We start from the raw sequence: 20736 nt of genomic DNA, 5'->3' as shown, positions 1-20736 counted from the left end.
AAATTCCTGTCGTCTGTCCGTTCGCCTCGACGATCGCCGCTCGCCGGAATCCGCTCCGCCGCGAGGGCGCAGCCGTCCGTCGAGCCGATGCCCGATGCGAGACCACCCGATTGCCGTCGGTCGCCGCGCTCGAAAGCGGACGACCCGGGGAGTCCATGCGCCGTGCGCGATGCGCACCGCATGGATTGCCCGGATCTGCCGTGCTGTGGCGGCGTGTACCGGGAGACGGGCGTTGCGTACGCGCAGGCGTACCCGAACCGCGCAGCGCGCGGTCGCCCTAGGGATGCATCGTGGATGCCTTTTTCCCGGATGTGCCGCCGATGCGATCGGCGAACCGGTCACGCGCCGCCGGGCACGTGATCCGCTTCACAGAATGCAGAAAACGCCGGGGATTTTCAAAGTTTAGAACCGCTTGATACGGCGCTTGCGCCGATGGCTCGTCGACTCGTGCACCAGCGCCGCGAGATGGTCACGCGCCCTGGCCGGCAGGAGGCGGAAATCCCTGAGCAGGGCTTCCTCCTGCAAGGTCTCCGCGTAGACGTCGAAGACGACGGCGGGCGGCTCCTTTTCCGCTTCCGCCGGAGCGGACCTGGGCGTCCAGGCGCCGCCGGCGATCAGCCAGTCGATCGGAACGCGCGTCGCCTGCGCGATGACCTCCAGCCGCTGCAGGCTCGGCCGCGTGCCTTCCGGGTGTTCCCATTGCGCCACTGCGCTCGCGGTGACCTCGGTGCTGCGCGCCAGTTTGGTCTGCGAAAGCCCGGCCCAGTGGCGCGCCATGCGGATTCTCTGGCCTAGCGTGGAAATCGAAGGTTTAGCATTCCTTGAAAAATTCATTGCAGTATTGCTCAACAATTAGCCGTACTTGGCGAATAAACGATCCATGCCGACAAAACGACGGCGCTCGCGGCCCGCTCAGTATCGAGCACATGGCATTGTCACAAAAGGGAAAATCCTCACTGGACGACTGCCTGGATTTCTGACAGGGCCGGAACGCCGGCATTTGCGAGGCCCGCCATAGACACCGGCGGCAGGCGAATGGTTCCGGAAAAAATGTCGCAGCGTCGCCTCGGCGCCGCCGCACGGAGATGTCACGGGAATACCGCCGATGGCATTTGCGCAACGGAAAACGCGGCCGGCAAGAAAATCACACGCCGGCCGACGGATATTCCATCGGTAATACCAGAAATCCTCTTTTACAAATATCACGGAAAATCGCGACTGGATTATCGCCTCATCCGCATCCGTGACGGATTGGCAGCCGACCCGGATGGCGGCGATTGCCCCTCACCGGAGCGTTTCCCGCGCACGCGGGCGGAAATCGGTTCGACCGATCCCGGGCGGCGATGCCTTGCGCATCCGCCGCCGCGTGCAATCGAGGTTCCTGCCGCGCATCACCCCAAACGCATCTGCGGCGTGGCGATCCCGAGCCGGCGCGCGACCAGCGTGTCGAGGCTGGCCTTGCCGGGCCCGGCCATCAGCAGCCAGAAGAAGATCAGCACGTAGACCACTTCGTCCAGCTCGACGAACTCGTCGAAGCCGGCGACGTTCTTGATCACCACCAGCGCGATCGCGACGACCATGTTGAAGCCCATCGCCGCCGCGGTGAAGCGCGTGAGGAAGCCGAGCATCAGGAACAGGCCGCCGACGAAGTCGGTGCCGGCCGACAGCGCCGCGCTCGCCGCCGGAAACGGGATGCCCCAGTCGACGAAGCGCGCGGCGAAGCCGTCGAGATTGTGCAGCTTGGCCCAGCCCGTCTCGAGCCAGAAGTAGCCGAAGAACAGGCGCAGCACCAGCGGACCGAGCCAGTGCAGGCGCGTCAGCAGTCGGAGAACGGCCTCGCAGCCGCGGGCGATCGGGTCGAGCATCGGAAGGCTCCCTGGCAGGAATCGCTGAAGGAAAACGTGCGCCGGGCGACGCAACCGCGACGGTTTTGGCGACCGTTGCAACCGGTTCACGTTCGGCGTGTACAAAGACCAGCGCCGGCCGGGAGTTCTTTCACGCAGGTGTTCGCGCTTCGCTGCATTGCGGCAAGCGGACGTTGAAAGGACTCGCGCACAATGCCGTTCCTTTCCCCGCCGGCCGGTGAGCGGGAACCGCGACGGGACGGCGACCCAGCAACACACAACCACTCGAACCCACTACGGAGTACGTCATGGAAACGAATGTTTCGAAGCTGACCGGAATCGCGCTCGCCACCGCCGTCGCCGGCCTGTTCACGCTGGTCAGCGCCGCGCCGGCCTACGCCGCCGACGAGGCCAAGGTGAAGTGCGAACACTCCTCTTCCTGCAAGGGCCAGGGCGCCTGCGCGACGGCGAAGAACTCGTGCAAGGGCGAGAACGCGTGCAAGGGCGAAGGCATGACCATGCAGAAGGACGATGCGGCCTGCAAGGCGGCGCAGGAAGCGGCCAAGAAGAAGGAAGCCAAGTAAGACCGGACGGCTCCGGCCGCGCCCGTCCGCACGGACGGTGCGCGGCTCCGCCGGCGACCGCTGATGTCCAGCCACGATCCGCGCCACCCGCCGCTCGGCTATGGCCTCGGCCTGCGCGTCGAGCACTACGAGGAAATCTTCGCCGGCGATCCGCGCGTCGACTGGTTCGAGGCGCTGAGCGAGAACTACATGGTCGACGGCGGCCGCCCGCTGGAGAACCTCGCGCGCGTGCGCGAGCGCTGGCCGGTCGTGCTGCACGGCGTGTCGCTGTCGATCGGCAGCGTCGATCCGCTGGACCGCGACTACCTGCACCGCCTGCGGCAGCTCGCCGACGCGGTGCAGCCGGCCTGGGTCTCCGACCACCTGTGCTGGACCGGCGTCGACGGCGCCAATCTGCACGACCTGATGCCGCTGCCCTACACCGAGGAAGCGCTCGGGCACGTCGTCGCGCGCGTGCGCCAGGTGCAGGACTTCCTCGGCCGCCGCATCCTGCTCGAGAACGTGTCGAGCTACGTCGCGTTCCACGCCTCGCAACTGTCCGAATCGCGGTTCCTGGCCGAAATCGCGCGACGCGCCGACTGCCTGATCCTGCTCGACGTCAACAACGTCCACGTCAGCAGCCACAACCACGGTTTCGACGCGCGCGCCTGGCTGGAGGAAATTCCGGTCGAGCGCGTGCAGCAGTTCCATCTCGCCGGCCACGAGCACGACGGCGCGCTGATCGTCGACACGCACGACGCCGCGATCGTCGATCCGGTGTGGGATCTGTACGCGCACGCCGTGCGCCGCTTCGGCCCGGTGTCGACGATGATCGAGCGCGACGACCACATTCCGCCGCTGGCCGAGCTGATCGCCGAACTCGACCGCGCGCGCGAGATCGCCGCGCCGATCCTGCAGCAGGCCGCGGCGTGACGACGCTGGCCGGGCTGCAACGCCAGATGCAGGCGCACGTGCTGCGCGAGGACTCGTCCGCGCTCGACGCGGTGGTGGCGAGCGCCGACGCGGATGCCGGCCGGCGCCTGGGTATCTACACGCATGCCTACCGCGCGCGCCTGCTCGGCGTGCTGCGCAACGATTTTCCCGGCCTGCGCGCTCTCGCCGGCGAAGACGAATTCGAGCGGCTCGCCCGGGCCTACGTCGAGGCGGCGCCTTCGACGCACGCCAACGTGCGCTGGTACGGTGCGCGCCTCGCCGCATTCGCGCGCGAACGCGCGCCGTGGTCCACGCGCGCGGAGCTGGCCGAAATGGCCGGGCTGGAATGGAAGCTCGGCCTCGCCTTCGACGCGGCCGACCAGGCGAGCGTGGAGTTCGCAGCGCTCGCCGCGTTGCCGCCGGCCGACTGGCCGACCCTGCGCCTGACTCTGCACGCGTCGCTGCAGCGCGCGCGGCTGACGCGCAACGTCGATGCAATCCGCCGCGCCGTCGACCGCGAGGAGGCCGTTCCCGCGCTCGAACCGTTCGCATCGCCGCAGGGCTGGGTCACGTGGCGCAGGGATTCGATCGTGCGCCACCGCCGCCTCGACGACGACGAAGCCGCCGCGCTCGACGCGGTCGCGCAGGGAGCGACGTTCGCCGACCTGTGCACGCACCTGTGCCGCTGGCACGCGCCGGAAGCCGTCGCCGCGCGCGCGGCGACGCTGCTGCGCCGCTGGGTCGAGGACGGCTGGATCGCTGGATACGCGCCGGCAGGCGAGTGAGTCCGCGGAACATCCGGGGCCCGAAGAGCATCTCTCGCAGAGCCGCAGAGAGCGCGGAAAAGAGAAAAAAACGAACTGCCGGCACATCGAAAACTTCGAGTGCCGTCATTTCCGCGAACGCGGGAATCCATCTGGCTTCCGGGTTGCAGAAAAATCAACGTGGATTCCCGCATTCGCGGGAATGACGCCGCTCGCTTGGCGCCTTTCGCCCCCTTCGCGCCCTTCTCCGCGCCCTCTGCGTCTTTGCGAGAAATCTTTCCCGCAATCCGCAGGCTTGCGCTCACCCGTACGGCGAACGGAAGCTCAATTCGCCACGTTCACCAGGGCCAGAAGATCGCCAGCGCCAGCGCGCCGAGCAGGCCGAACTTCAGCGTGTAGTACAGCTTCTTGCGCGTCTTGCGCAGCCGCTTGGCGCGTTCGCGCACGCGGTAGAACGAGGCGAACGCACGATTGAGTCCGCCGGTGGCGTCGCCGTCCATGTTCGGCGAGGCGGCGGCGGCGACGAACTTGCGCGCCACGAAGCGGTTCAGCGCGGCCGCCCAGCGGTATTTCATCGGCCGCTCGACGTCGCAGAACAGGATGATGCGATCGCGCTCGGTGGCGTTCTCGGCGCGATGGATGTAGGTCTCGTCGAACATCACGCTCTCGCCGTCGCGCCAGCTGTAGCGCTCGCCGTCGACCTCGATGTAGCAGCGGTCGTCGCCCGGCGTGACCAGGCCGAGGTGGTAGCGCAGCGAACCGGCGTACGGATCGCGGTGCTTGCGCAGCTCGCTGCCCGGCGGCAGTTCGGCGAACATCGCCGCCTTCACGCTCGGGATCGAGCGCAGCAGCTCGGTCGTGCGCGGGCACAGCGTCGCCGCGGACGGATGCGCGTCGTCGTACCACTTCAGGTAGAAGCGCTTCCAGCCGCGGCGGAAGAACGAATTGAAGCCGACGTCGTTGTACTTGTCCGAGGCCTTGATCTGCTGCGCCGCGCGCAGCGCCAGCGCCTCCTCGCGGATCTCCTGCCAGCGCTCGCGCAGCGGCGCGAGCTCGGGGAACTCGTCCACCGCGATGTAGCGGGTCGCCGGCACGCGCGAGCAGGCGTACATCAGCACGTTCAGCGGCGCCATGAAGGTCGAGTGATCGGTGATCTGGCGCGACAGACGCAGGCGCACGCGGCCGCGCAGATGGATGTACGCGGCACAGCCCACGAAGATTGCGAGGATCAACCACTTCATCGGAAGGACATCGGGTTTTCGGCGCCGCGTAGTCTATCGCCTGGGCATGACCGGCCGCGGTGGCGCGCGATACGGCTGTACCGCGGGGATCGCGAACTGTTCCGTTCCGGCGACAGGGCGCGGGCAATGTGTCATGAAAAACTCACGGCGACGCGGGCGACGCGCCGGGCACGGCCGCGAGAATCGATCGTGCGTCGCAGCATTCTCCTGCCGCGAGCGGCCAATTGGCAAGCATTTGGCAAGCATCCGGCCCTGCCTCGCCGCAGCAAGACGAGCGGTGGCACGCAACCTGCTGATACGGGGCGCTGCTGCAGCGGAGGAGGACGACATGCACGCGTTTTCAGCGAGGTCGAATGCCGCGCGGATGGTCCGCGCGGAGGCTAACCGCAATCTGCCGCGGGCGAGGCCGCGGCGCTTCGTCGCGCTCCTGCGCTGGAGCGTGCTCGGCATCGCCGCCTGTGCGGCGGACGCCGGTGCCGTCTCGATCCAGGGCGGCGACTGGGAACTGGACGTCGGCGGCATCGTCAACGCCTACTACACGGCGACGAGCTGCTCGGGCGATGCGGTTGGTGGCCTGGCGCTGGCCGGCCGTGCGCTCGGCTGCTCGGGCGAGAGCCACAAGACCAGCATCGGCAACGGTCTGCTGCCGAGCGGCCTGATCACCAAGTTCAAGACCACCCAGGACGGCATCGACATCGGCGGCACCGTCGGCATCATGGTGCACGCGGCCACGTCCTCGGGCGTGGACACCAACACCAACGTCGACGTGCGCCAGGCGTTCTTCACGGTCGGCACGGCCGAGGCCGGCACGGTGAAGATCGGCCGCGACTACGGCATCTTCGGCGCCAACGCGATCCTCACCGACATGACTTTGCTCGGTGCGGGTGCGCCGACGCAGGCCACGCAGCGCGGCCGCGTCACGCTCGGCCACATCGGTGCCGGCTACACGTATCTGGACAACTACGGCCAGATTTCCTACAGCTCGCCGACCTTCGGCGGCGGCTTCACCTTCACCGGCGGCGTGTTCAGCCCGGTCGACGCGAGCACGCTGTACGTGTCCAAGGCGTATCCGCAGGTGCAGGCGCAGCTCGCCTACAAGACCGAGGGCGTCAAGGTGTGGGCCGGCGTGAAGTCGCAGAAGTTCTACGGCGCCAGCGGCAGCACGGCCGAGGGCGACAACTTCACCGAAGTGGCCGGCGAGGTCGGCGCCTCGCTCAGCGCCGGCGCGTTCGGCCTGCTCGCCAACGTCCAGTACGGCAAGGGCATCGGCATCCTGTCCGACGGCGACCAGGGCGACGTGAAGGGCCTGAACTACCTGCTGCAGGGCACCTGGAACTTCACCGACAAGCTGAAGTTCGGCCTGAACTACGGCAAGAGCGAGAACCGCGACGACGACGTCTACAACGACGCGCTCAACGCGAGCTTCAAGTCGAACGAGAACATCACCGGCGGCCTGTACTACAAGCTGACGCAGAGCGTGACGCTGGCCGGCGAACTCGGGGTGACGCGCTCGAAAGACTACCTCGGCCAGGAGGCCAAGCAATACGGCGGGTCGCTCGGCGGCATCGTGTTCTTCTGAACCGGACGCCGGCGCTCCGCGACGACGCGTTTGCGCCCGAACCGACCCGCGCGCCGGCCTGCGTCGGCGCGCGGGTTCGGTATGCCCGCTCGCCGACGGCGCGATCGTCTATGATCGCGAAGGTCCCCCGCGTCCGCGACTGCGCATGTCCGCCAACGATCTGCTGCGCCGCATCCTGACCGCGCGCGTCTACGACGTCGCGCGCGAGAGCGAGCTGGATTTCGCGCCGAACCTGTCCGCGCGCCTGCGCAACCGCGTGTTCCTCAAGCGCGAGGACAACCAGCCGGTGTTCTCGTTCAAGCTGCGCGGCGCGTACAACAAGATGGCCGGCCTCTCCGGCGAGCAGCGCGCGCGCGGCGTATTCGCCGCCTCGGCCGGCAACCACGCGCAGGGCGTGGCGCTGGCGGCGCGCCGGCTCGGCGTGCGCGCGGCGATCGTGATGCCGGTGACCACGCCGGCGGTGAAGATCGACGCGGTGCGCGCGCACGGCGGCGACGCGGTCGAAGTCGTGCTCGCCGGCGAGTCCTACAGCGACGCCTACCGCACCGCGCTCGAACTCGGCCGCGAGCGCGGGCTGACCCTGATCCATCCGTTCGACGACGACGATGTGATCGCCGGCCAGGGCACGGTGGCGATGGAGATCCTGCGCCAGCACCAGGCGCCGATCCACGCGATCTTCGTGCCGGTCGGCGGCGGCGGACTGGCCGCCGGCGTCGCCGCCTACGTCAAGGCGGTGCGGCCGGAGATCCGCGTCATCGGCGTGCAGACCGAGGACTCCGACGCGATGGCGCGCTCACTCGAAGCCGGCCGGCGCGTCGAACTCGCCGAAGTGGGCCTGTTCTCCGACGGCACCGCGGTCAAGCTGGCCGGCGAGCGGACCTTCGCGCTGTGCCGCGACCACCTCGACGAAATCCTGCGCGTGGACACCGATGCGCTGTGCGCGGCGATCAAGGACGTCTTCGCCGACACGCGCAGCCTGCTCGAGCCGGCCGGCGCGCTCGCCGTCGCCGGCGCCAAGCGCTACGCCGAACGCGAGGACCTGGCCGGACAGACGCTGGTCGCGGTGTGCAGCGGCGCCAATCTCAACTTCGACCGCCTGCGCTTCGTCGCCGAGCGCGCCGAGGTCGGCGAGGCGCGCGAGGCGCTGTTCGCGGTGACGATCCCGGAGGAACGCGGCAGCTTCCGCCGCTTCTGCGCCCTGCTCGGCGAACGCAGCATCACCGAGTTCAACTACCGCATCGGCGATCCGCGCCGGGCGCGCCTGTTCGTCGGCGTGCAGACGAGGAACGCCGGCGAGAACGCCGCCATCGCCGCCGATTTCGCGCGCGGCGGCTTCGACGTGCTCGACCTCACGCACGACGAGCTGGCCAAGCTGCACCTGCGCCACATGGTCGGCGGGCGTTCGGAGCTGGCCGTCGACGAGCTGCTCTACCGCTTCGACTTCCCCGAGCGCCCCGGCGCCCTGGCGCGCTTCCTCGCCGCGCTCGACCCGGCCTGGAACATCAGCCTGTTCCACTACCGCAACCACGGCGCCGACTACGGCCGCATCCTGGTCGGCATCCAGGTGCCCGAATCCGACCGCGCCGCCCTCGCCGGCTTCCTCGAACGACTCGGCTACGCGCACCGCGACGAGAGCGCCAATCCGGCCTACCGCCTGCTGCTGCGCGCGTGAGCCTCAGGCCGAGATCGCCAGCCGCTCGCTGCCGTAGATGCGCGCGGTGATCAGGTAGAACACCAGCGCCGCGACGGCGGTGCAGGCGAAGCACAGGCCGAGCTGCTGCGGCGTGACGACGTCGCCGCGCAGGAAGCGCATGATCGCGACCTGCTGGCCCATCAGCGGCACCGCGTACATCCAGGTCTGCGTCTTGAGCGGGAACACCGACAGCATCAGGGTCGGGATCACCGGCACGAACATCAGCAGCGAGAGATACGTCTGCGCCTCGCGGAAGCTCTTGGCGAACGCCGCCGCGAGCGTCTGCAGGGTCGCCAGCAGCAGCACCAGCGGCAGCATCACGAACAGCGTCAGCGCGGCGAAGCGCACGCCGATGTCGAGCGACATGCCGAGCTTCTCGGTCGGCAGGAACTGCCCGGCGATCGAGAACGCGACGATGCTCAGCAGCACCGTGACGAAGGCGAACAGGCTGGTCGCGCCGAGCTTGCCGGCGAGGATGCGGCCGCGCGCGACCGGATTGACCAGCAGCGGCTCCAGCGACTGCCGCTCGCGCTCGCCGGCGGTGGTGTCGATGGCCAGCGCCATGCCGCCGATGAAGCCGCCGAGGATGAAGAAGTACGGCAGCATGCCGAACAGCGCGCTGCTGCGGTTCTGCGCGGTGGACTGGTCGCGCGAGGCGACGGCCAGCGGGCGGATCAGGTCCGGGGTCAGCCCGCGCGCGATCAGGCGCAACGCGCCGGCGCGCTGGCCGTAGCCTTCCAGCGCGCGCTGCAGGCGCGACACCGAACCCTGCGCGTCGCGCTGCGAGGCGTCGAAGATCAGCTCGACCTGGGCCGATTCGCCCTTGCGCCACGCGTCGCCGTAGTCGGGCGGAATGCGCAGCACCAGGTCGGCGTCCTGCTCGCGCACGGCGCGCTCCGGATCGGCCGGCGCGTCCTTGATGCGGAAGTTCTGCTGCTTCAGCGCGGCGATCAGGTTCGGCGCGTGCTCGGCGCCGACCACCGGCACGTCCAGCGGCAGCTCGGCCTTGTCCAGTTCGCGCGTCACCGCCGCGTTGATGATCAGCACGAACACCAGCGGCGCGAACAGCGGCCCGGTCAGCAGCGTGTTCATGACGGTGCGCCGGTCGCGAAGGTTCTCGCGGATTTCCTTCCAGAAGACGGTCAGTACGGATTTCATGTCGAAAACCATCCTTTCGGAAAAAGCCGAGTCGGTGTGCAGGCGTCATGCCCGCGAAAGCCGGCGATTGCCTTGCGTGACGCCACGGGAACGCGAGGGATGCCCGCGTTCGCGGGCATGACGTCGCGGCGAAATCGGAGGGGAGCGCTCATGCGGCCAGTCCCTCTTCGGAGCCGATGATCTGGACGAAGGCGTCCTCCAGGCTCGTCTGTCCGGTCTGTGCGAGCAGCTGTGCCGGCGACTCGTCGGCGACGACGCGCCCGTGCGCGATCACCACGATGCGGTCGCACAGCGCGCCGACCTCCTGCATGATGTGGCTGGAGAACAGCACGCAGCGGCCCTCCTCCTTCAGACGGCGCATGAAGGTGCGCATCGCGCGCGTGGCCATCACGTCCAGACCGTTGGTCGGCTCGTCGAGGATCACGTTGCGCGGATCGTGGATCAGCGCGCGCGCGATCGCCGTCTTCACGCGCTGGCCCTGCGAGAAGCCCTCGGTGCGGCGCTCGGCGATGTCGGCCATGTCCAGCGCGGCGATCAGCTCGTCGGCGCGGCGGCGGCGGGTGGCCGCGTCCAGCCCCTGCAGGCGGCCGAAGTAGTCGATGTTCTCGCGTGCGCTCAGGCGCTTGTACAGGCCGCGCGCGTCGGGCAGCACGCCCAGGCACCGGCGCACGGCGAGCGGATCGGCGGCCGCGTCGATGCCGTCCACGCGCACTGCGCCGCGGTCGGGCCGCATCAGCGTGTAGAGCATGCGCAGCGTGGTGGTCTTGCCGGCGCCGTTCGGGCCGAGCAGGCCGGTGATCTCGCCGTCGCGCGCGGCGAAGGACACGCCGTCGACGGCCTTCACCGCGCCGAAGGCCTTGTGCAGGTCGTTCACTTCGATCATGGACCGGCTCCGTTGAAGTCGATGAAGGCCGGGGTCGGACCGAAGTCGGCGATGCAACCGGCGTCGAGGTTCTTCGCGTCGAGGTCTTCGACGAAACGCGCGACGAGCTTGGGCAGACAGCCGCGGCCCATCACGCTGTGGCCCTGCCCGGCGGCGACCAGCTGGCGCCCGTTCGACAGCCCCTTCACGATCGCCTCGCCGTAGCGCGGCGGCGTGACCGGGTCGAACTCGCCGGACAGGATCAGCACCGGCTTGTCGCTCTTGGCCGGCGCGTGGAAGTCGGCCGGCCGGCTGCCGCGCGGCCAGACTGCGCACTGTTCGCGCAGCACGCGCACGAACGCGTCGCCAAGCAGGAGGCCGGCGTCCTGCGGCCGCTCGACGAGGCCCTCGGCGTCCTCGGCACAGATCACCGACAGCTGCATGGCGTTGCCGGTGAGATCGGACATCTCCTGGGCGATGAACTCGGACTGGCCGACCATCGGCGCGAAGTCGCCCTTCAGCGCACGATCGATCACCAGCGGCAGCAGGGCGCTGGTTTCCGGCGCGTAGGCGAACAGGCGTACCAGCCCGGCCAGGCGCAGCGCGCCGAGCGGCTTCTTATCGGTCGCGTAGGTGCGCGGATCGCGCAGGCTCACCTCCTCGGGCCGGGCGGCGAGCTGGTCGCGCAGGCGGTACAGGCTCGCGTACGGGTCGCCGAAGGCTTTCGCGCAAGCCGGCGTCTTGCCGCAGGCGGCGAACTGCGCCTTCAGCGAGGCGTCGAGGTTGGCGGCGAACTGCGAGCCGAGCATCTCCTCGTTCGGCACCGGGCTGTCGAGCACGATGCTGCGCACGCCGTCGGGATGACGCATCAGGTATTGCTGCGCGACGCGCGTACCGTAGGAAACCCCGACCAGGTCGAACTGCGGTGCGCCGAGCGCCTGGCGCAGGGCCTCCAGGTCGCGTACCGCGGCGCTGGTGGTGTACTGCGCCGGATCGGACGTCGCGGAGAGCTGCTCCAGACAGGCCTGCGTGTCGGCGCGCATCCTGGCCAGGTCCAGCGCCTGCGCCGACGGCGCCTCTTCGTCCAGATCCTGCTTGCACTCCAGCGGATGCGAGGCGCCGGTGCCGCGCTGGTCCATCAGCACGAGGTTGCGATGACGCAGGATCGGCGCGAACGCGCCGGCCACGCGCGGATACGACTCGGTCGCCGCCTGGCCGGGTCCGCCGGCGAGCAGCACCGCCAGGTCGCGCGCCGGCGCCGGCGCCTCGCTGCGGATCAGCGCCAGGTGCAGGTCGATCTTGCGGCCGTCGGGGCGATCCCAGTTCTCCGGTACCTGGAACGGCGCGCAGAACGCGGCCGTGGTCGCGGCCGTGTTGCGCTGGGCCAGCTCGCACGGCTCGAACGCGAGCGAGCCGAGGCGAAAGCCGCGCTCGCCCTTCTTCTGCACGATCGCCGGTCCCTGCGCCGCGGCCGGCGTGCGGCCGGACTCGCGCGACTTGCTCCATTCGCGCGCGCCGACCACGGCCAGGAACGCCACCGCGACCGCGATTTGCAACAGGTTGCGTCTGTTCATTGCTCTGGTTCTCCCGGATCGAAGATCGCCTCGATCGATGTGCGGAAAAGCTTCGCGATGCGGAACGCCAGCGGCAGGCTCGGGTCGTACTTGCCGGTCTCGATCGCGTTCACGGTCTGCCGGGAAACGCCGAGCTGCTCGCCCAGTTCGCCCTGCGACCAGCCTCGCGCCTCGCGCAGTTCGCGCAGGTGGTTGTTCATCCTCGGCCTTCCCTGCCGTAGTACCGCGACAGGCTCCATCGCGTGAGGCCGTAGATCGCGCACAGACCCGGAAACACCCAGATCAGCGCGTCTTCGCCCGGCGCGACCACACCGCCGGCGGCGAGAAAGCCGACGATCAGGCTCAGCGAGGCGACCGTGCCGCTGGCGACGCTGAGCGCGATCAGGTGTACGCGCTGCTCGAGTTCGTCGCTGTGGACGACGCGCCAGGTCATCAGCCAGACCACGCCGACCACCGGCAGCGCCGGCGCGACCGCGAGCACCGCCTTGGCCAGCACGCCTTGCGCGTCGCGCACGTGCGGCGACAGCAGGAGGATCGCGGCGAAGTAGATCGCCATCAGGACCAGCACGGCGGTCTGGTAGCGCTTGCGGCTGTATTTCATGCGCAGTGCCTGCAGCAGTCGGAGAAGCCCATCGTGGCGTTCTACTGGTAGTGCCGGTGCGCCCAGACCTGCGCGGCGATGTAGACCACGCACATCACCGGCGCGGCCAGCAGCAGCGGCAGCTTCACCACGCCGGCGCCGTCGAGCAGGCCCAGCGCCATCACGATCAGGATCGAGGCGACCAGGCCGAGCAGACCGGCCTCCAGCTCCATGCGCTGCCGCAGCTCGTCGGTACGGCGGATGCGCAGGTATTCGAGGTAGACCGCCGCCAGCAGGAACGGCATCGGCGACAGCGCCGCGACCGCGCGCAGCAGCGGCGACTGGATCGAATGCATCTTCGCCATCGCGAAGACGAAGGTCGGAATGTAGGCGGCCATCAGCCCGGTCATCGCCCACCAGTACCTGCGCGTCGTGCCGGAACACCACAGTTCCCTGAACATGCCTCACCCCTGTCAAGCTTCCTTGACAAGAGGCTATCCGCGGCCGGGAGGACTGTCAAGCGTCCTTTACAGCCTGCCGCCGCATCCCGCAGGGAAGCGGCAGGCGGACGGCGGCCCCGTCACAAGCAGGCATTTTTCGACAGGAACTACGGCCAGAAAGTCAATTGGAGAACTGTTTCCAAGTACATAAATGACTAATTTGTCATTTTTGAGGCTGGCACGACTTCTGCGTAGCGGTGCGTACCGACACTTCGTCGACTACCCAGTGGAGACGTCATGCAAGCCAGAATCCTCGCCGCCGTCCTTGCGGCCCTCGCCGCCGGCACGGCTTCCGCCGCCACCGACACCACGACCTTCAACGTGAAGATCGTCATCACCAGCTCCTGCGACATCCACACCGTGGCGGCCACCGACGTCGACTTCGGCAACCAGCCGTCGACCTCGACCAACATCGACAACCAGGGCGCGCTCAACCTGAGCTGCACGCCCGGCACCGCCTACACCGTCGCGCTGGACAACGGCCAGAACGGCACCGACGTCAACTCGCGCAAGATGGCCAACGGCGCGAACCTGGTGCCGTACCAGCTGTACCGCGCCGCCGCGCGCGGCGCCGGCGACGTCTGGGGCAGCACCATCGGCGCCGGCGGCAACGTGCTGGCCGGCAGCGGCACCGGCTCCACCGTGAGCATCCCGGTCTACGGCCGCGTGCCGAGCGCGAACTTCCCGGCCGGCAGCTACAACGACGTGATCACCGCGACCGTCACCTACTGAGGCCGCCGATGTCCCTGCGTCGGCTCGCGCTCGCCTGCGCCGTGGCCTGGCTCTGCGGCGCCGGACCGCAGGCGCGCGCCAGCGGCCTGCAGGTCACGCCGACCTCGCTGACGCTGGCGCCGGGTCGCAATGCCGACGGCCTGTGGCTGGGCAATACCGGCGGCCAGACGCTGCACGCGCAGGTGCGCGTGCTGCACTGGACGCAGCAGGGCGGCGAGGAACAGCTGGCGCCTTCGCACGGCCTGGTCGCCAGTCCGCCGATGATCGAGCTGGCGCCCGGCGCGCGCCAGCTGGTGCGCGTGATCCGCACGGCGCCGGCCGACGGCGCGCGCGAGGACGCCTACCGCGTGCTGGTCGACGAACTGCCGCTGGCGCCGGCATCCGCGCCGCCGCCGGCGCAGGATGCGGACGCACAGCGCGGACTGCGTTTCGTGCTGCGCTACTCGGTGCCGGTGTTCCTGCCGCCCGCGGGCGACGCGCCGGCCGCGCCGCAGCTGCAGGGCCGCCTGCTCGAGGACGGCGGAAAGCGCGTGCTGGAAGTGGCCAATCGCGGCGCCGCGCACGCGCAGCTCGGCAATCTCGTCCGCGTGGACGTGCAGGGCCGCCGCACCGAACTGGTCCCCGGCCTGGTCGGCTACGTGCTGCCCGGCAGCGCGATGCGCTGGCCGCTGGCGGCGGACGCGCCGGCGCTCTCGGCCGGCGATCGCCTGGCATCGAGAATCAACGGTGCACCCGACGAACAGACCCTCGCCGTCGTCGGCGCCTCGCCGTAGCGCGGCGATGCGCCTGCGGCTGGCCTGCGGCGCCGCGCTGATGCTGGCGGCGTCCACCGCCGCAGCCGACACCGCGCCCGGGCTGATCGCCGACGGCGAGGACTGGACGCGCGGCACCAGCCTGTACCTGGAGGTACGCGTGAACGGCCGCGACACCGGGCAGATCGCGCACTTCGACGAACGCGCCGGCAAGCTCTACGCGCGCACGGCGACGCTGCGCCAGCTCGGCTTCGTGCTGCTGGACGACGCGGTCGATCCGCTCGCGCCGGCCGACCTGGACGGCGTCGAAGTCCAGTACGAGGCCACGCACCAGCGCATCGCCATCCAGGCGCCGTCGCGCTGGCTCGCCTACGAAACGACCCGGCTGAACGCACCGGACGCACACGTGCCGCGCGCCGACGGCGCCACCGGCCTGCTGCTGAACTACGACGTGCGCGGCGCGCGCGACGGCGATGCGACGCAGCTGGACGCGAGCACCGAGCTGCGCGCGTTCGCCGGCCGCGCCGGCGTCTTCAGCACCACCCAGATCCACCGGTTCGGCGACGGTTCCGGCGCCGGCTGGAACGGCGAGACGGTGCGCCTGGACAGCAGCTGGCAGCTCGCGTTTCCCGACTCGATGCTGCGCCTGACCGTCGGCGACACCACCACCGGCGCGCTCGACTGGACGCGCCCGACCTACATCGGCGGCGTGCAGATCGGCCGCGATTTCGGCCTGCAGCCCGATCGCGTGACCGCGCCGCTGCCGGCCTTCTTCGGCGAGGCGACGGTGCCGTCGACGGTCGATCTCTACATCGGCGGCATGCGCCAGTACAGCGGCAGCGTGCCGCCCGGCCCTTTCCAGCTGACCACGATCCCGACCGTCAACGGCGCCGGCATCGCGCGCGTCGTGCTGACCGACGCACTCGGCCGCAGCCGCAGCTACGAACTGCCGTTCTACGGCTCGCGCCAGCTGCTGCAGGCCGGACTCTCCGACTGGTCGGCGAGCCTGGGCTTCGTGCGCCAGCGCTACGGCCTGGCCTCGTGGGACTACGCCGGCGAACCGATGGCCAGCGCCAACCTGCGCTACGGCTGGAGCGACCGCCTCACGCTCGAGGCGCACGCCGAAGGCAGTGCCGACGTGTTCGCCGCCGGCGGCGGCGGATCGCTGCAGCTGGGCAGCGCCGGCATCCTCGGCGCGGCGGTCGCGCACAGCGTCGGCGACGGCCGCTCCGGCTCGCTGCTGCACCTCGCCTACGACTGGACCGACGGCCGTTTCGCCATCGGCCTGGACAGCACGCGCACGTTCGGCGACTACCGCGACGTCGCCACGCGCTACGGCCCGCCGCCGGCCCGCGCCAGCGAGCGCGCCGTGTTCGGATTCAACAGCGCGGCGGCCGGCAGCTTCTCGGTCGGCTACGTGCACCTGCGCTATCCGGGCACCGACGATTCGCGCTACGCCAGCGCGTACTGGTCGCGCACCTTCGGCGGCCGCGTGTCGCTGAACCTCGGCGTCAACCGCAATCTCGACGACGCCGGCGACCGCTCGGCGTTCGCCACCCTGGTGCTCGCGCTCGAGCGCAGCCGCAGCGTCAACGCCGGCGTGCAGCACTCGCGCGGGCGCACGTCCGCCACCGTCGACGCCGGCCGCCCGGTACCGGCCGACGGTGGCTTCGGCTGGCGCGTGCAGGCGCGCAGCGGCGACGCGCACGGCGGCCTGGCCGAAGCCGGCTGGCTCGGCGAGAACGGCCAGTGGACCGGCGGCGTCGGAAGCTTCGGCGGCGACGGCTACGCCTACGCCGAGGCGAGCGGTTCGCTGATCCGCATGGGCGACCACACCTTCGCCGCGCGGCGCGTGGAAGACGCGTTCGCCGTCGTCTCCACCGACGGCGTCGCGCAGGTGCCGGTGCGGCTGGAGAACCGCCCGATCGGCCGCACCGACGACGACGGCATGCTGCTGGTGACGCGCCTGCAGGCGTACCAGCGCAACCAGCTGTCGATCGACCCGATGGAGCTGCCGGCGGCGATGCGCATCGAACGCGTGGACGCGATCGCCGTGCCGCGCGATCGCGCCGGCACCCTGGTGCGGTTCGCGATGAAGCCGGTGCGCTCGGCCGAACTGGTCCTGCACGATGCGCACGGCGCTCCACTCGCGCTCGGCAGCCGCGTGCAGGTCGAGGGGCGCGCGAGCGAGGCGCCGGTCGGCTACGACGGCGTGGTCTACCTCGACGACCTCGACGAACACGTGCGGCTCGCCGTGCGCACGCCGGAAGGCCGCCTCTGCCACGTGCGGCTGGACCTGCCGCACGCAGCCGGGGCCGCGCTGCGCCTCGGCCCGCTGCCGTGCCGCGAGGAGGATTTCCGATGAGACGGCGCCTCCTTGCGCTGGTCGCACTGCTCGCTTTCGCCCTCGGCGCCACGGCGGCGCACGCGACGACGACGTGCTCGGCGACGCTGACCGATCTCGCCTTCGGCGACGTCGCGCCCGGCGGCGCGCTGGTCAACGCCGGCGCCACGCTGAACTACCGCTGCACCTACAACGGCGGCCTGCTCGGCGGGCTGTACGGCGTGTACGTGCGCATGTGCTTCAGCATCGGCACCGGCGCGCAGAGCGCGGGCTACAACCCGCGCCAGATGACCAGCACCCCTGGCGACACGATGGCGTTCCAGATCTACCGCAACTCGGCGCGCACGCAGATCTGGGGCTCGGTCGACAACGCCAGCTACCTGCCGTTCCAGCAGGACCTGTCGTTCACGATCCTCGCCAACGGCGAGACGCGCACCGGCTCGATTCCGGTCTACGGCCAAGTGCCGGCCGCCCAGGCGGGCCTGGGCGTCGGCGCCTACAGCGACGTCTTCAACGCCGCGCACACCAAGCTCTCGTACAACTACAACGAGGTGCTGCTGAGCCTGGGCACGTATCCGGCGACCTGCGGCAACGCCAGCCTCGGCAGCTTCCCGTTCACTGCCAGCGCCAACGTGGTGCCGTTCTGCCGGCTGACGCTGGCCAGCGATCTCGACTTCGGCACCACCTCGACCCTCGCCGCGCCGATCGACAAGGTCTCCACCATCGGCATGAACTGCACCGCGCGCACCGCCTGGCAGCTCGGGCTCGGCGCCGGCCAGCATGCGCTCGGCGGCACGCGGCGCATGCTCGGCGGCGGCGGCGCGGCGATCGCCTACGGGCTCTACCGCGACACGGCGCGCAGCCTGCCGTGGGGAAGCACGCTCAACACCGACACCCTGGTCGGCACCGGCAGCGGGTCGGCACAGTCGTTCGACGTCTACGGCCGCGTGCCGGCACAGGCGCCGGTGCCGAGCGGCGCCTACGCCGACGTGGTGCTGGTCACCGTCACGTACTGAGCGCCGCAGCCAGCGACTCGAAGCGCGGCGCGCTGCCGCGCGGCAGCGCCGCCGTGCCGCTGCGTGCGAACTCGACCGGCGGCGAGACACGTGTGAGCTCGGCGAGAAACTCGTCCACCTCGGCGCCGCTGCCGGCGTACTCGACCGTGCGCACGCCGGCGACGATCTCCACCACATAGGCGCGCGGATGCCGGCGCAGGCAGGCGACGAATCCGGCCAGCGCCGCGTCCGCCACGTGCACCCGCACGATCAGCAGTTCCGACTCGATCGCACTGCCGCCGGTGAGGTCTTCGATCTCGATCACGTCGACGAGCTTGCGCGACTGCTTGACGATCTGGTCGATCACCGCGTCGTCGCCGACCGTGACCAGGGTCAGCCGCGACACCGCGGCGTCGTGCGTGGCGGCGACCGTCAGCGAGTCGATGTTGTAGCCGCGCGCGGCGAACAGACCGGCCACGCGGGCCAGCGCGCCGGCTTCGTTCTGCAGCAGGATGGAGATGAGTCGGCGCATGGGTTGGGGAGCCGGGATTGGGGAATAGGGAATCGGAATCGGGAAAAGCCTGCGTCTTCGTCATTCCCGCGAAAGCGGGAGGCGCTCCATCAACAGCCGAAGGGCTGGTCATCCATCTCGCACTCGCACAGCTGAAGTGGATTCCCGCTTTCGCGGGAATGACGAGCAAGAAAAACACAAGGAATCAGAACATCTCCGCCGGCCCCACTTCCTGCTCCGTCGGCTTGCGCCGCGACGCGATGAAGTCGCCGGTGATCATCTCCGAGTACGCCATGCCCGGCCCGACCATCGGGTACACGCCGGCGTCGGGATCGATGATGACTTCGAGGAAGGCCGGGCCGTCGAACGCGACGAAGTCGGCGACCACGCGCGCGAGGTCCTCGCGCCGGTCCAGGCGCCGCGCCCACTCGAAGCCATCGGCCTGCGCCGCCTTGACGAAGTCCTTGCGGTGCAGGCTCTTGTCGCTGCCGGAGAAGCGTCCCTTGAAGAACAGCTTCTGCCACTGGCGCACCATGCCGTCGCCGAAGTTGTTGAGCACGACGATCTTGATCGGCAGCCCGTAGGTCGTCACCGTCTCCAGCTCGCCCAGGTTCATGCGGATGCTGGCGTCGCCGTCGACGTCGATCACGACGAGGTCGCGCCGCGCGAACTGCGCGCCGATCGCCGCCGGCAGACCGAAACCCATCGTGCCCATCGAGCCGGAGGTCAGCCACAACCGCGGCGCGCGGAAGTCGAAGTACTGCGCCGCCCACATCTGGTGCTGGCCGACGCCGGTGGTGATGATCGCGCGGCCGTCGGTATGCCGGTTGATCTCCTCGATGACCGCATACGGCTGGATCCGCTCCGCCTCGCGGTCGTAGTTCATCGCGTGGACCTTCTTCAGCTCGGCGACGTGCGCGTGCCAGGCCGCGTAGGCGCCACTCTGGCGCGGACGGAAGCCGAGCGCGACGCCGTAGGCGTGCAGCCGCGCGAGCGCCCGCGTGAGGTCACCGAGGTGGTGCCAGTCCACGCGCTTGACCTTGTTGATCTCGGCCGGATCGACGTCCAGGTGCGCGACGAAGCGCGCCTGCGGCGCGAACTTCGCCGGCACGCCGGCGACGCGATCGTCGAAGCGCGCGCCCACCGCGAGCAGCAGATCGCAATCCTCCACCGCGTAGTTGGCGAAGGCGGTGCCGTGCATGCCGAGCATGTGCAGCGACAGCGGCTCGGTCGTGTCGCAGGCGCCCAGCCCCATCAGCGTGGTCGTGACGGGGATGCCGAACTCGTGCGCGAACGCGCGCAGCGCCGGCGCCGCCTCCGCCGCGACGACGCCGCCGCCGGCGTAGATCAGCGGCCGCTCGGCGCGCGCCAGCGCCTCGAACAGCTGCCGGCACTGCGCATCGGAGAGCGCGGCCTCGTCGAGCGCGCGCAGCCGCGCGCGATAGCCCGGCAGCGCCAGCGTGCCGCGTCCGGCGAAGACGAGGTTCGCGTTCTGCACGTCCTTGGGAATGTCCACCACCACCGACCCCGGCCGGCCGGTGCGCGCGATCTCGAACGCGCTGCGCAGGGTCGCCTCGAGCTTGCCGGCCTCGGTGACGAGGAACACGTGCTTGGCACAGCCGCCCATGATGTTGCTGACCGGCGCCTCCTGGAACGCGTCCGAGCCGATCGCCGCGGTGGGCACCTGGCCGCAGATCACCACGATCGGCACCGAATCGGCCATCGCGTCGCGCACCGGCGTGACCGTATTGGTCGCGCCCGGCCCGGAGGTGACCAGCGCCACGCCGACCCTGCCGGAGGCGCGCGCGTAGCCCTGCGCCATGAAGCCGGCGCCCTGCTCGTTCGCCGGCACGATCAGCGGCAGCGGCTCGCCGCCGTCGGCGCGCGCGTGCTCGCGGTTGTAGCGGAACACCGCGTCGTACACCGGCAGGATCGCGCCGCCCGAATAGCCGAACACGACCTCGACGCCTTCGTCGGCGAGTACCTGCACGACGATGTCGGCACCGGACATCGCGCGACCGGCGAGGGGGTGCGAATCGACGGGCACATCGGACTGCAGCACTGCGTTCATCGGTCGGTCCTCATTGCGGGATCCCTTCTCCCGCAAGCGG

Annotated in this window: 20 protein-coding genes; 9 read left to right on the top strand and 11 right to left on the bottom strand. The window is 69.9% G+C overall.

What is annotated here, in order from left to right:
• Positions 1-402 precede the first annotated feature (402 nt).
• Complete coding sequence (locus tag ACFO6Q_RS07035; protein WP_380019892.1) at positions 403-834, bottom strand: helix-turn-helix domain-containing protein; 432 nt, start codon at positions 832-834, stop codon at positions 403-405.
• A 557-nt stretch (positions 835-1391) separates the two neighbouring features.
• Positions 1392-1865, bottom strand: coding sequence for a DoxX family protein (locus ACFO6Q_RS07030; protein ID WP_380019891.1), 474 nt, complete (start codon positions 1863-1865; stop codon positions 1392-1394).
• Between the two features lie 287 nt (positions 1866-2152).
• Here ACFO6Q_RS07030 and bufA2 point away from each other — a divergent pair, with 287 nt between their 5' ends.
• From bufA2 to ACFO6Q_RS07015, 3 genes are all read left to right on the top strand, one after another.
• Positions 2153-2428 carry a BufA2 family periplasmic bufferin-type metallophore gene (gene bufA2, locus ACFO6Q_RS07025; RefSeq protein WP_380019890.1) on the top strand — a complete coding sequence of 92 codons (276 nt, stop codon included), beginning with the start codon at positions 2153-2155 and terminating at the stop codon, positions 2426-2428.
• Positions 2429-2491: 63 nt separating this feature from the next.
• The gene (bufB, locus tag ACFO6Q_RS07020) at positions 2492-3340 is read left to right on the top strand and encodes an MNIO family bufferin maturase (protein WP_380019889.1); all 849 of its coding nucleotides are present in this window, start codon (positions 2492-2494) and stop codon (positions 3338-3340) included.
• The gene (locus ACFO6Q_RS07015; protein ID WP_380019888.1) at positions 3337-4125 is read left to right on the top strand and encodes an HvfC/BufC family peptide modification chaperone; all 789 of its coding nucleotides are present in this window, start codon (positions 3337-3339) and stop codon (positions 4123-4125) included. Before bufB ends, ACFO6Q_RS07015 begins: the two co-directional genes overlap by 4 nt.
• A 317-nt stretch (positions 4126-4442) precedes the next feature.
• Here ACFO6Q_RS07015 and lpxO read toward each other — a convergent pair whose 3' ends face one another.
• Positions 4443-5345, bottom strand: a complete 903-nt coding sequence (gene lpxO / locus ACFO6Q_RS07010; protein ID WP_380019887.1) for a lipid A hydroxylase LpxO — start codon at positions 5343-5345, stop codon at positions 4443-4445.
• Between the two features lie 328 nt (positions 5346-5673).
• Here lpxO and ACFO6Q_RS07005 point away from each other — a divergent pair, with 328 nt between their 5' ends.
• Both ACFO6Q_RS07005 and ilvA read left to right on the top strand, forming a co-directional pair.
• Complete coding sequence (locus ACFO6Q_RS07005) at positions 5674-6924, top strand: porin (RefSeq protein WP_380019886.1); 1251 nt, start codon at positions 5674-5676, stop codon at positions 6922-6924.
• Positions 6925-7069: 145 nt separating this feature from the next.
• Complete coding sequence (ilvA, locus tag ACFO6Q_RS07000; protein WP_380019885.1) at positions 7070-8596, top strand: threonine ammonia-lyase, biosynthetic; 1527 nt, start codon at positions 7070-7072, stop codon at positions 8594-8596.
• Positions 8597-8599: 3 nt separating this feature from the next.
• Here the strand turns inward: ilvA and ACFO6Q_RS06995 are convergent, their stop codons facing one another.
• The 6 genes from ACFO6Q_RS06995 to ACFO6Q_RS06970 all read right to left on the bottom strand — a co-directional run bounded on the left by ACFO6Q_RS06995 (position 8600) and on the right by ACFO6Q_RS06970 (position 13252).
• The gene (locus ACFO6Q_RS06995) at positions 8600-9775 is read right to left on the bottom strand and encodes an ABC transporter permease (protein WP_380019884.1); all 1176 of its coding nucleotides are present in this window, start codon (positions 9773-9775) and stop codon (positions 8600-8602) included.
• A gap of 148 nt (positions 9776-9923) precedes the next feature.
• Positions 9924-10658 (bottom strand): ABC transporter ATP-binding protein, encoded by a 735-nt coding sequence (locus ACFO6Q_RS06990; RefSeq protein ID WP_380019882.1) that lies wholly within the window; start codon positions 10656-10658, stop codon positions 9924-9926.
• Positions 10655-12211 carry an alpha/beta hydrolase gene (locus ACFO6Q_RS06985; RefSeq protein WP_380019881.1) on the bottom strand — a complete coding sequence of 519 codons (1557 nt, stop codon included), beginning with the start codon at positions 12209-12211 and terminating at the stop codon, positions 10655-10657. Before ACFO6Q_RS06985 ends, ACFO6Q_RS06990 begins: the two co-directional genes overlap by 4 nt.
• Entirely contained in the window at positions 12208-12411 is a 204-nt protein-coding gene (locus ACFO6Q_RS06980) for a helix-turn-helix transcriptional regulator (RefSeq protein WP_380019880.1), read from the bottom strand. Before ACFO6Q_RS06980 ends, ACFO6Q_RS06985 begins: the two co-directional genes overlap by 4 nt.
• Complete coding sequence (locus ACFO6Q_RS06975) at positions 12408-12812, bottom strand: hypothetical protein (RefSeq protein ID WP_380019879.1); 405 nt, start codon at positions 12810-12812, stop codon at positions 12408-12410. The genes ACFO6Q_RS06980 and ACFO6Q_RS06975 overlap by 4 nt, the downstream gene beginning before the upstream one ends.
• Positions 12813-12853: 41 nt before the next feature.
• Positions 12854-13252: a hypothetical protein gene (locus tag ACFO6Q_RS06970; protein WP_380019877.1), complete on the bottom strand. Its 399-nt coding sequence runs from the start codon at positions 13250-13252 to the stop codon at positions 12854-12856.
• 276 nt (positions 13253-13528) lie between these two features.
• Between ACFO6Q_RS06970 and ACFO6Q_RS06965 the strand changes: the two genes are divergently transcribed.
• The 4 genes from ACFO6Q_RS06965 to ACFO6Q_RS06950 are packed head-to-tail and all read left to right on the top strand — an operon-like array spanning position 13529 to position 18135.
• Entirely contained in the window at positions 13529-14023 is a 495-nt protein-coding gene (locus tag ACFO6Q_RS06965; RefSeq protein WP_380019876.1) for a Csu type fimbrial protein, read from the top strand.
• Positions 14024-14031: 8 nt separating this feature from the next.
• Positions 14032-14796 carry a fimbrial biogenesis chaperone gene (locus tag ACFO6Q_RS06960; protein WP_380019875.1) on the top strand — a complete coding sequence of 255 codons (765 nt, stop codon included), beginning with the start codon at positions 14032-14034 and terminating at the stop codon, positions 14794-14796.
• A 7-nt stretch (positions 14797-14803) separates the two neighbouring features.
• Positions 14804-17140 (top strand): fimbria/pilus outer membrane usher protein, encoded by a 2337-nt coding sequence (locus ACFO6Q_RS06955; protein WP_380019874.1) that lies wholly within the window; start codon positions 14804-14806, stop codon positions 17138-17140.
• Positions 17137-18135: a Csu type fimbrial protein gene (locus ACFO6Q_RS06950; RefSeq protein WP_380019873.1), complete on the top strand. Its 999-nt coding sequence runs from the start codon at positions 17137-17139 to the stop codon at positions 18133-18135. Before ACFO6Q_RS06955 ends, ACFO6Q_RS06950 begins: the two co-directional genes overlap by 4 nt.
• On the opposite strand, the gene ilvN is transcribed toward ACFO6Q_RS06950, so the two are convergent.
• Both ilvN and ilvB read right to left on the bottom strand, forming a co-directional pair.
• Positions 18125-18646: an acetolactate synthase small subunit gene (ilvN, locus tag ACFO6Q_RS06945; protein ID WP_380019872.1), complete on the bottom strand. Its 522-nt coding sequence runs from the start codon at positions 18644-18646 to the stop codon at positions 18125-18127. The genes ACFO6Q_RS06950 and ilvN overlap by 11 nt on opposite strands.
• Positions 18647-18830: 184 nt before the next feature.
• A complete protein-coding gene (gene ilvB / locus ACFO6Q_RS06940; RefSeq protein ID WP_380019871.1) occupies positions 18831-20696 on the bottom strand; it encodes a biosynthetic-type acetolactate synthase large subunit in 1866 nt (621 codons plus the stop codon).
• Positions 20697-20736 lie beyond the last annotated feature (40 nt).

The organism is Dokdonella ginsengisoli (genome assembly GCF_042652785.1).
Classification (GTDB): Bacteria; Pseudomonadota; Gammaproteobacteria; order Xanthomonadales; family Rhodanobacteraceae; genus Dokdonella_A; species Dokdonella_A ginsengisoli.
Note: the sequence above shows the minus strand (reverse complement) of the source record. Positions and strands in the feature narration are given on the sequence as shown.

What these genes read in the sequence shown, in the direction of transcription:
- ACFO6Q_RS06950 (WP_380019873.1), top strand. Translation starts at nt 17,137, where the DNA reads ATGAGACGGCGCCTCCTTGCGCTGGTCGCACTGCTCGCTTTCGCCCTC.
- ACFO6Q_RS06960 (WP_380019875.1), top strand. Translation starts at nt 14,032, where the DNA reads ATGTCCCTGCGTCGGCTCGCGCTCGCCTGCGCCGTGGCCTGGCTCTGC.
- ACFO6Q_RS06975 (WP_380019879.1), bottom strand. Translation starts at nt 12,812, where the DNA reads ATGAAATACAGCCGCAAGCGCTACCAGACCGCCGTGCTGGTCCTGATG.
- ilvA (WP_380019885.1), top strand. Translation starts at nt 7,070, where the DNA reads ATGTCCGCCAACGATCTGCTGCGCCGCATCCTGACCGCGCGCGTCTAC.
- ACFO6Q_RS06970 (WP_380019877.1), bottom strand. Translation starts at nt 13,252, where the DNA reads ATGTTCAGGGAACTGTGGTGTTCCGGCACGACGCGCAGGTACTGGTGG.
- ACFO6Q_RS07035 (WP_380019892.1), bottom strand. Translation starts at nt 834, where the DNA reads ATGAATTTTTCAAGGAATGCTAAACCTTCGATTTCCACGCTAGGCCAG.
- ACFO6Q_RS06965 (WP_380019876.1), top strand. Translation starts at nt 13,529, where the DNA reads ATGCAAGCCAGAATCCTCGCCGCCGTCCTTGCGGCCCTCGCCGCCGGC.
- ACFO6Q_RS06985 (WP_380019881.1), bottom strand. Translation starts at nt 12,211, where the DNA reads ATGAACAGACGCAACCTGTTGCAAATCGCGGTCGCGGTGGCGTTCCTG.
- ACFO6Q_RS06990 (WP_380019882.1), bottom strand. Translation starts at nt 10,658, where the DNA reads ATGATCGAAGTGAACGACCTGCACAAGGCCTTCGGCGCGGTGAAGGCC.
- ACFO6Q_RS06955 (WP_380019874.1), top strand. Translation starts at nt 14,804, where the DNA reads ATGCGCCTGCGGCTGGCCTGCGGCGCCGCGCTGATGCTGGCGGCGTCC.
- ACFO6Q_RS07005 (WP_380019886.1), top strand. Translation starts at nt 5,674, where the DNA reads ATGCACGCGTTTTCAGCGAGGTCGAATGCCGCGCGGATGGTCCGCGCG.
- ACFO6Q_RS06980 (WP_380019880.1), bottom strand. Translation starts at nt 12,411, where the DNA reads ATGAACAACCACCTGCGCGAACTGCGCGAGGCGCGAGGCTGGTCGCAG.
- ilvB (WP_380019871.1), bottom strand. Translation starts at nt 20,696, where the DNA reads ATGAACGCAGTGCTGCAGTCCGATGTGCCCGTCGATTCGCACCCCCTC.
- ACFO6Q_RS06995 (WP_380019884.1), bottom strand. Translation starts at nt 9,775, where the DNA reads ATGAAATCCGTACTGACCGTCTTCTGGAAGGAAATCCGCGAGAACCTT.
- lpxO (WP_380019887.1), bottom strand. Translation starts at nt 5,345, where the DNA reads ATGAAGTGGTTGATCCTCGCAATCTTCGTGGGCTGTGCCGCGTACATC.
- ilvN (WP_380019872.1), bottom strand. Translation starts at nt 18,646, where the DNA reads ATGCGCCGACTCATCTCCATCCTGCTGCAGAACGAAGCCGGCGCGCTG.
- ACFO6Q_RS07030 (WP_380019891.1), bottom strand. Translation starts at nt 1,865, where the DNA reads ATGCTCGACCCGATCGCCCGCGGCTGCGAGGCCGTTCTCCGACTGCTG.
- bufA2 (WP_380019890.1), top strand. Translation starts at nt 2,153, where the DNA reads ATGGAAACGAATGTTTCGAAGCTGACCGGAATCGCGCTCGCCACCGCC.
- bufB (WP_380019889.1), top strand. Translation starts at nt 2,492, where the DNA reads ATGTCCAGCCACGATCCGCGCCACCCGCCGCTCGGCTATGGCCTCGGC.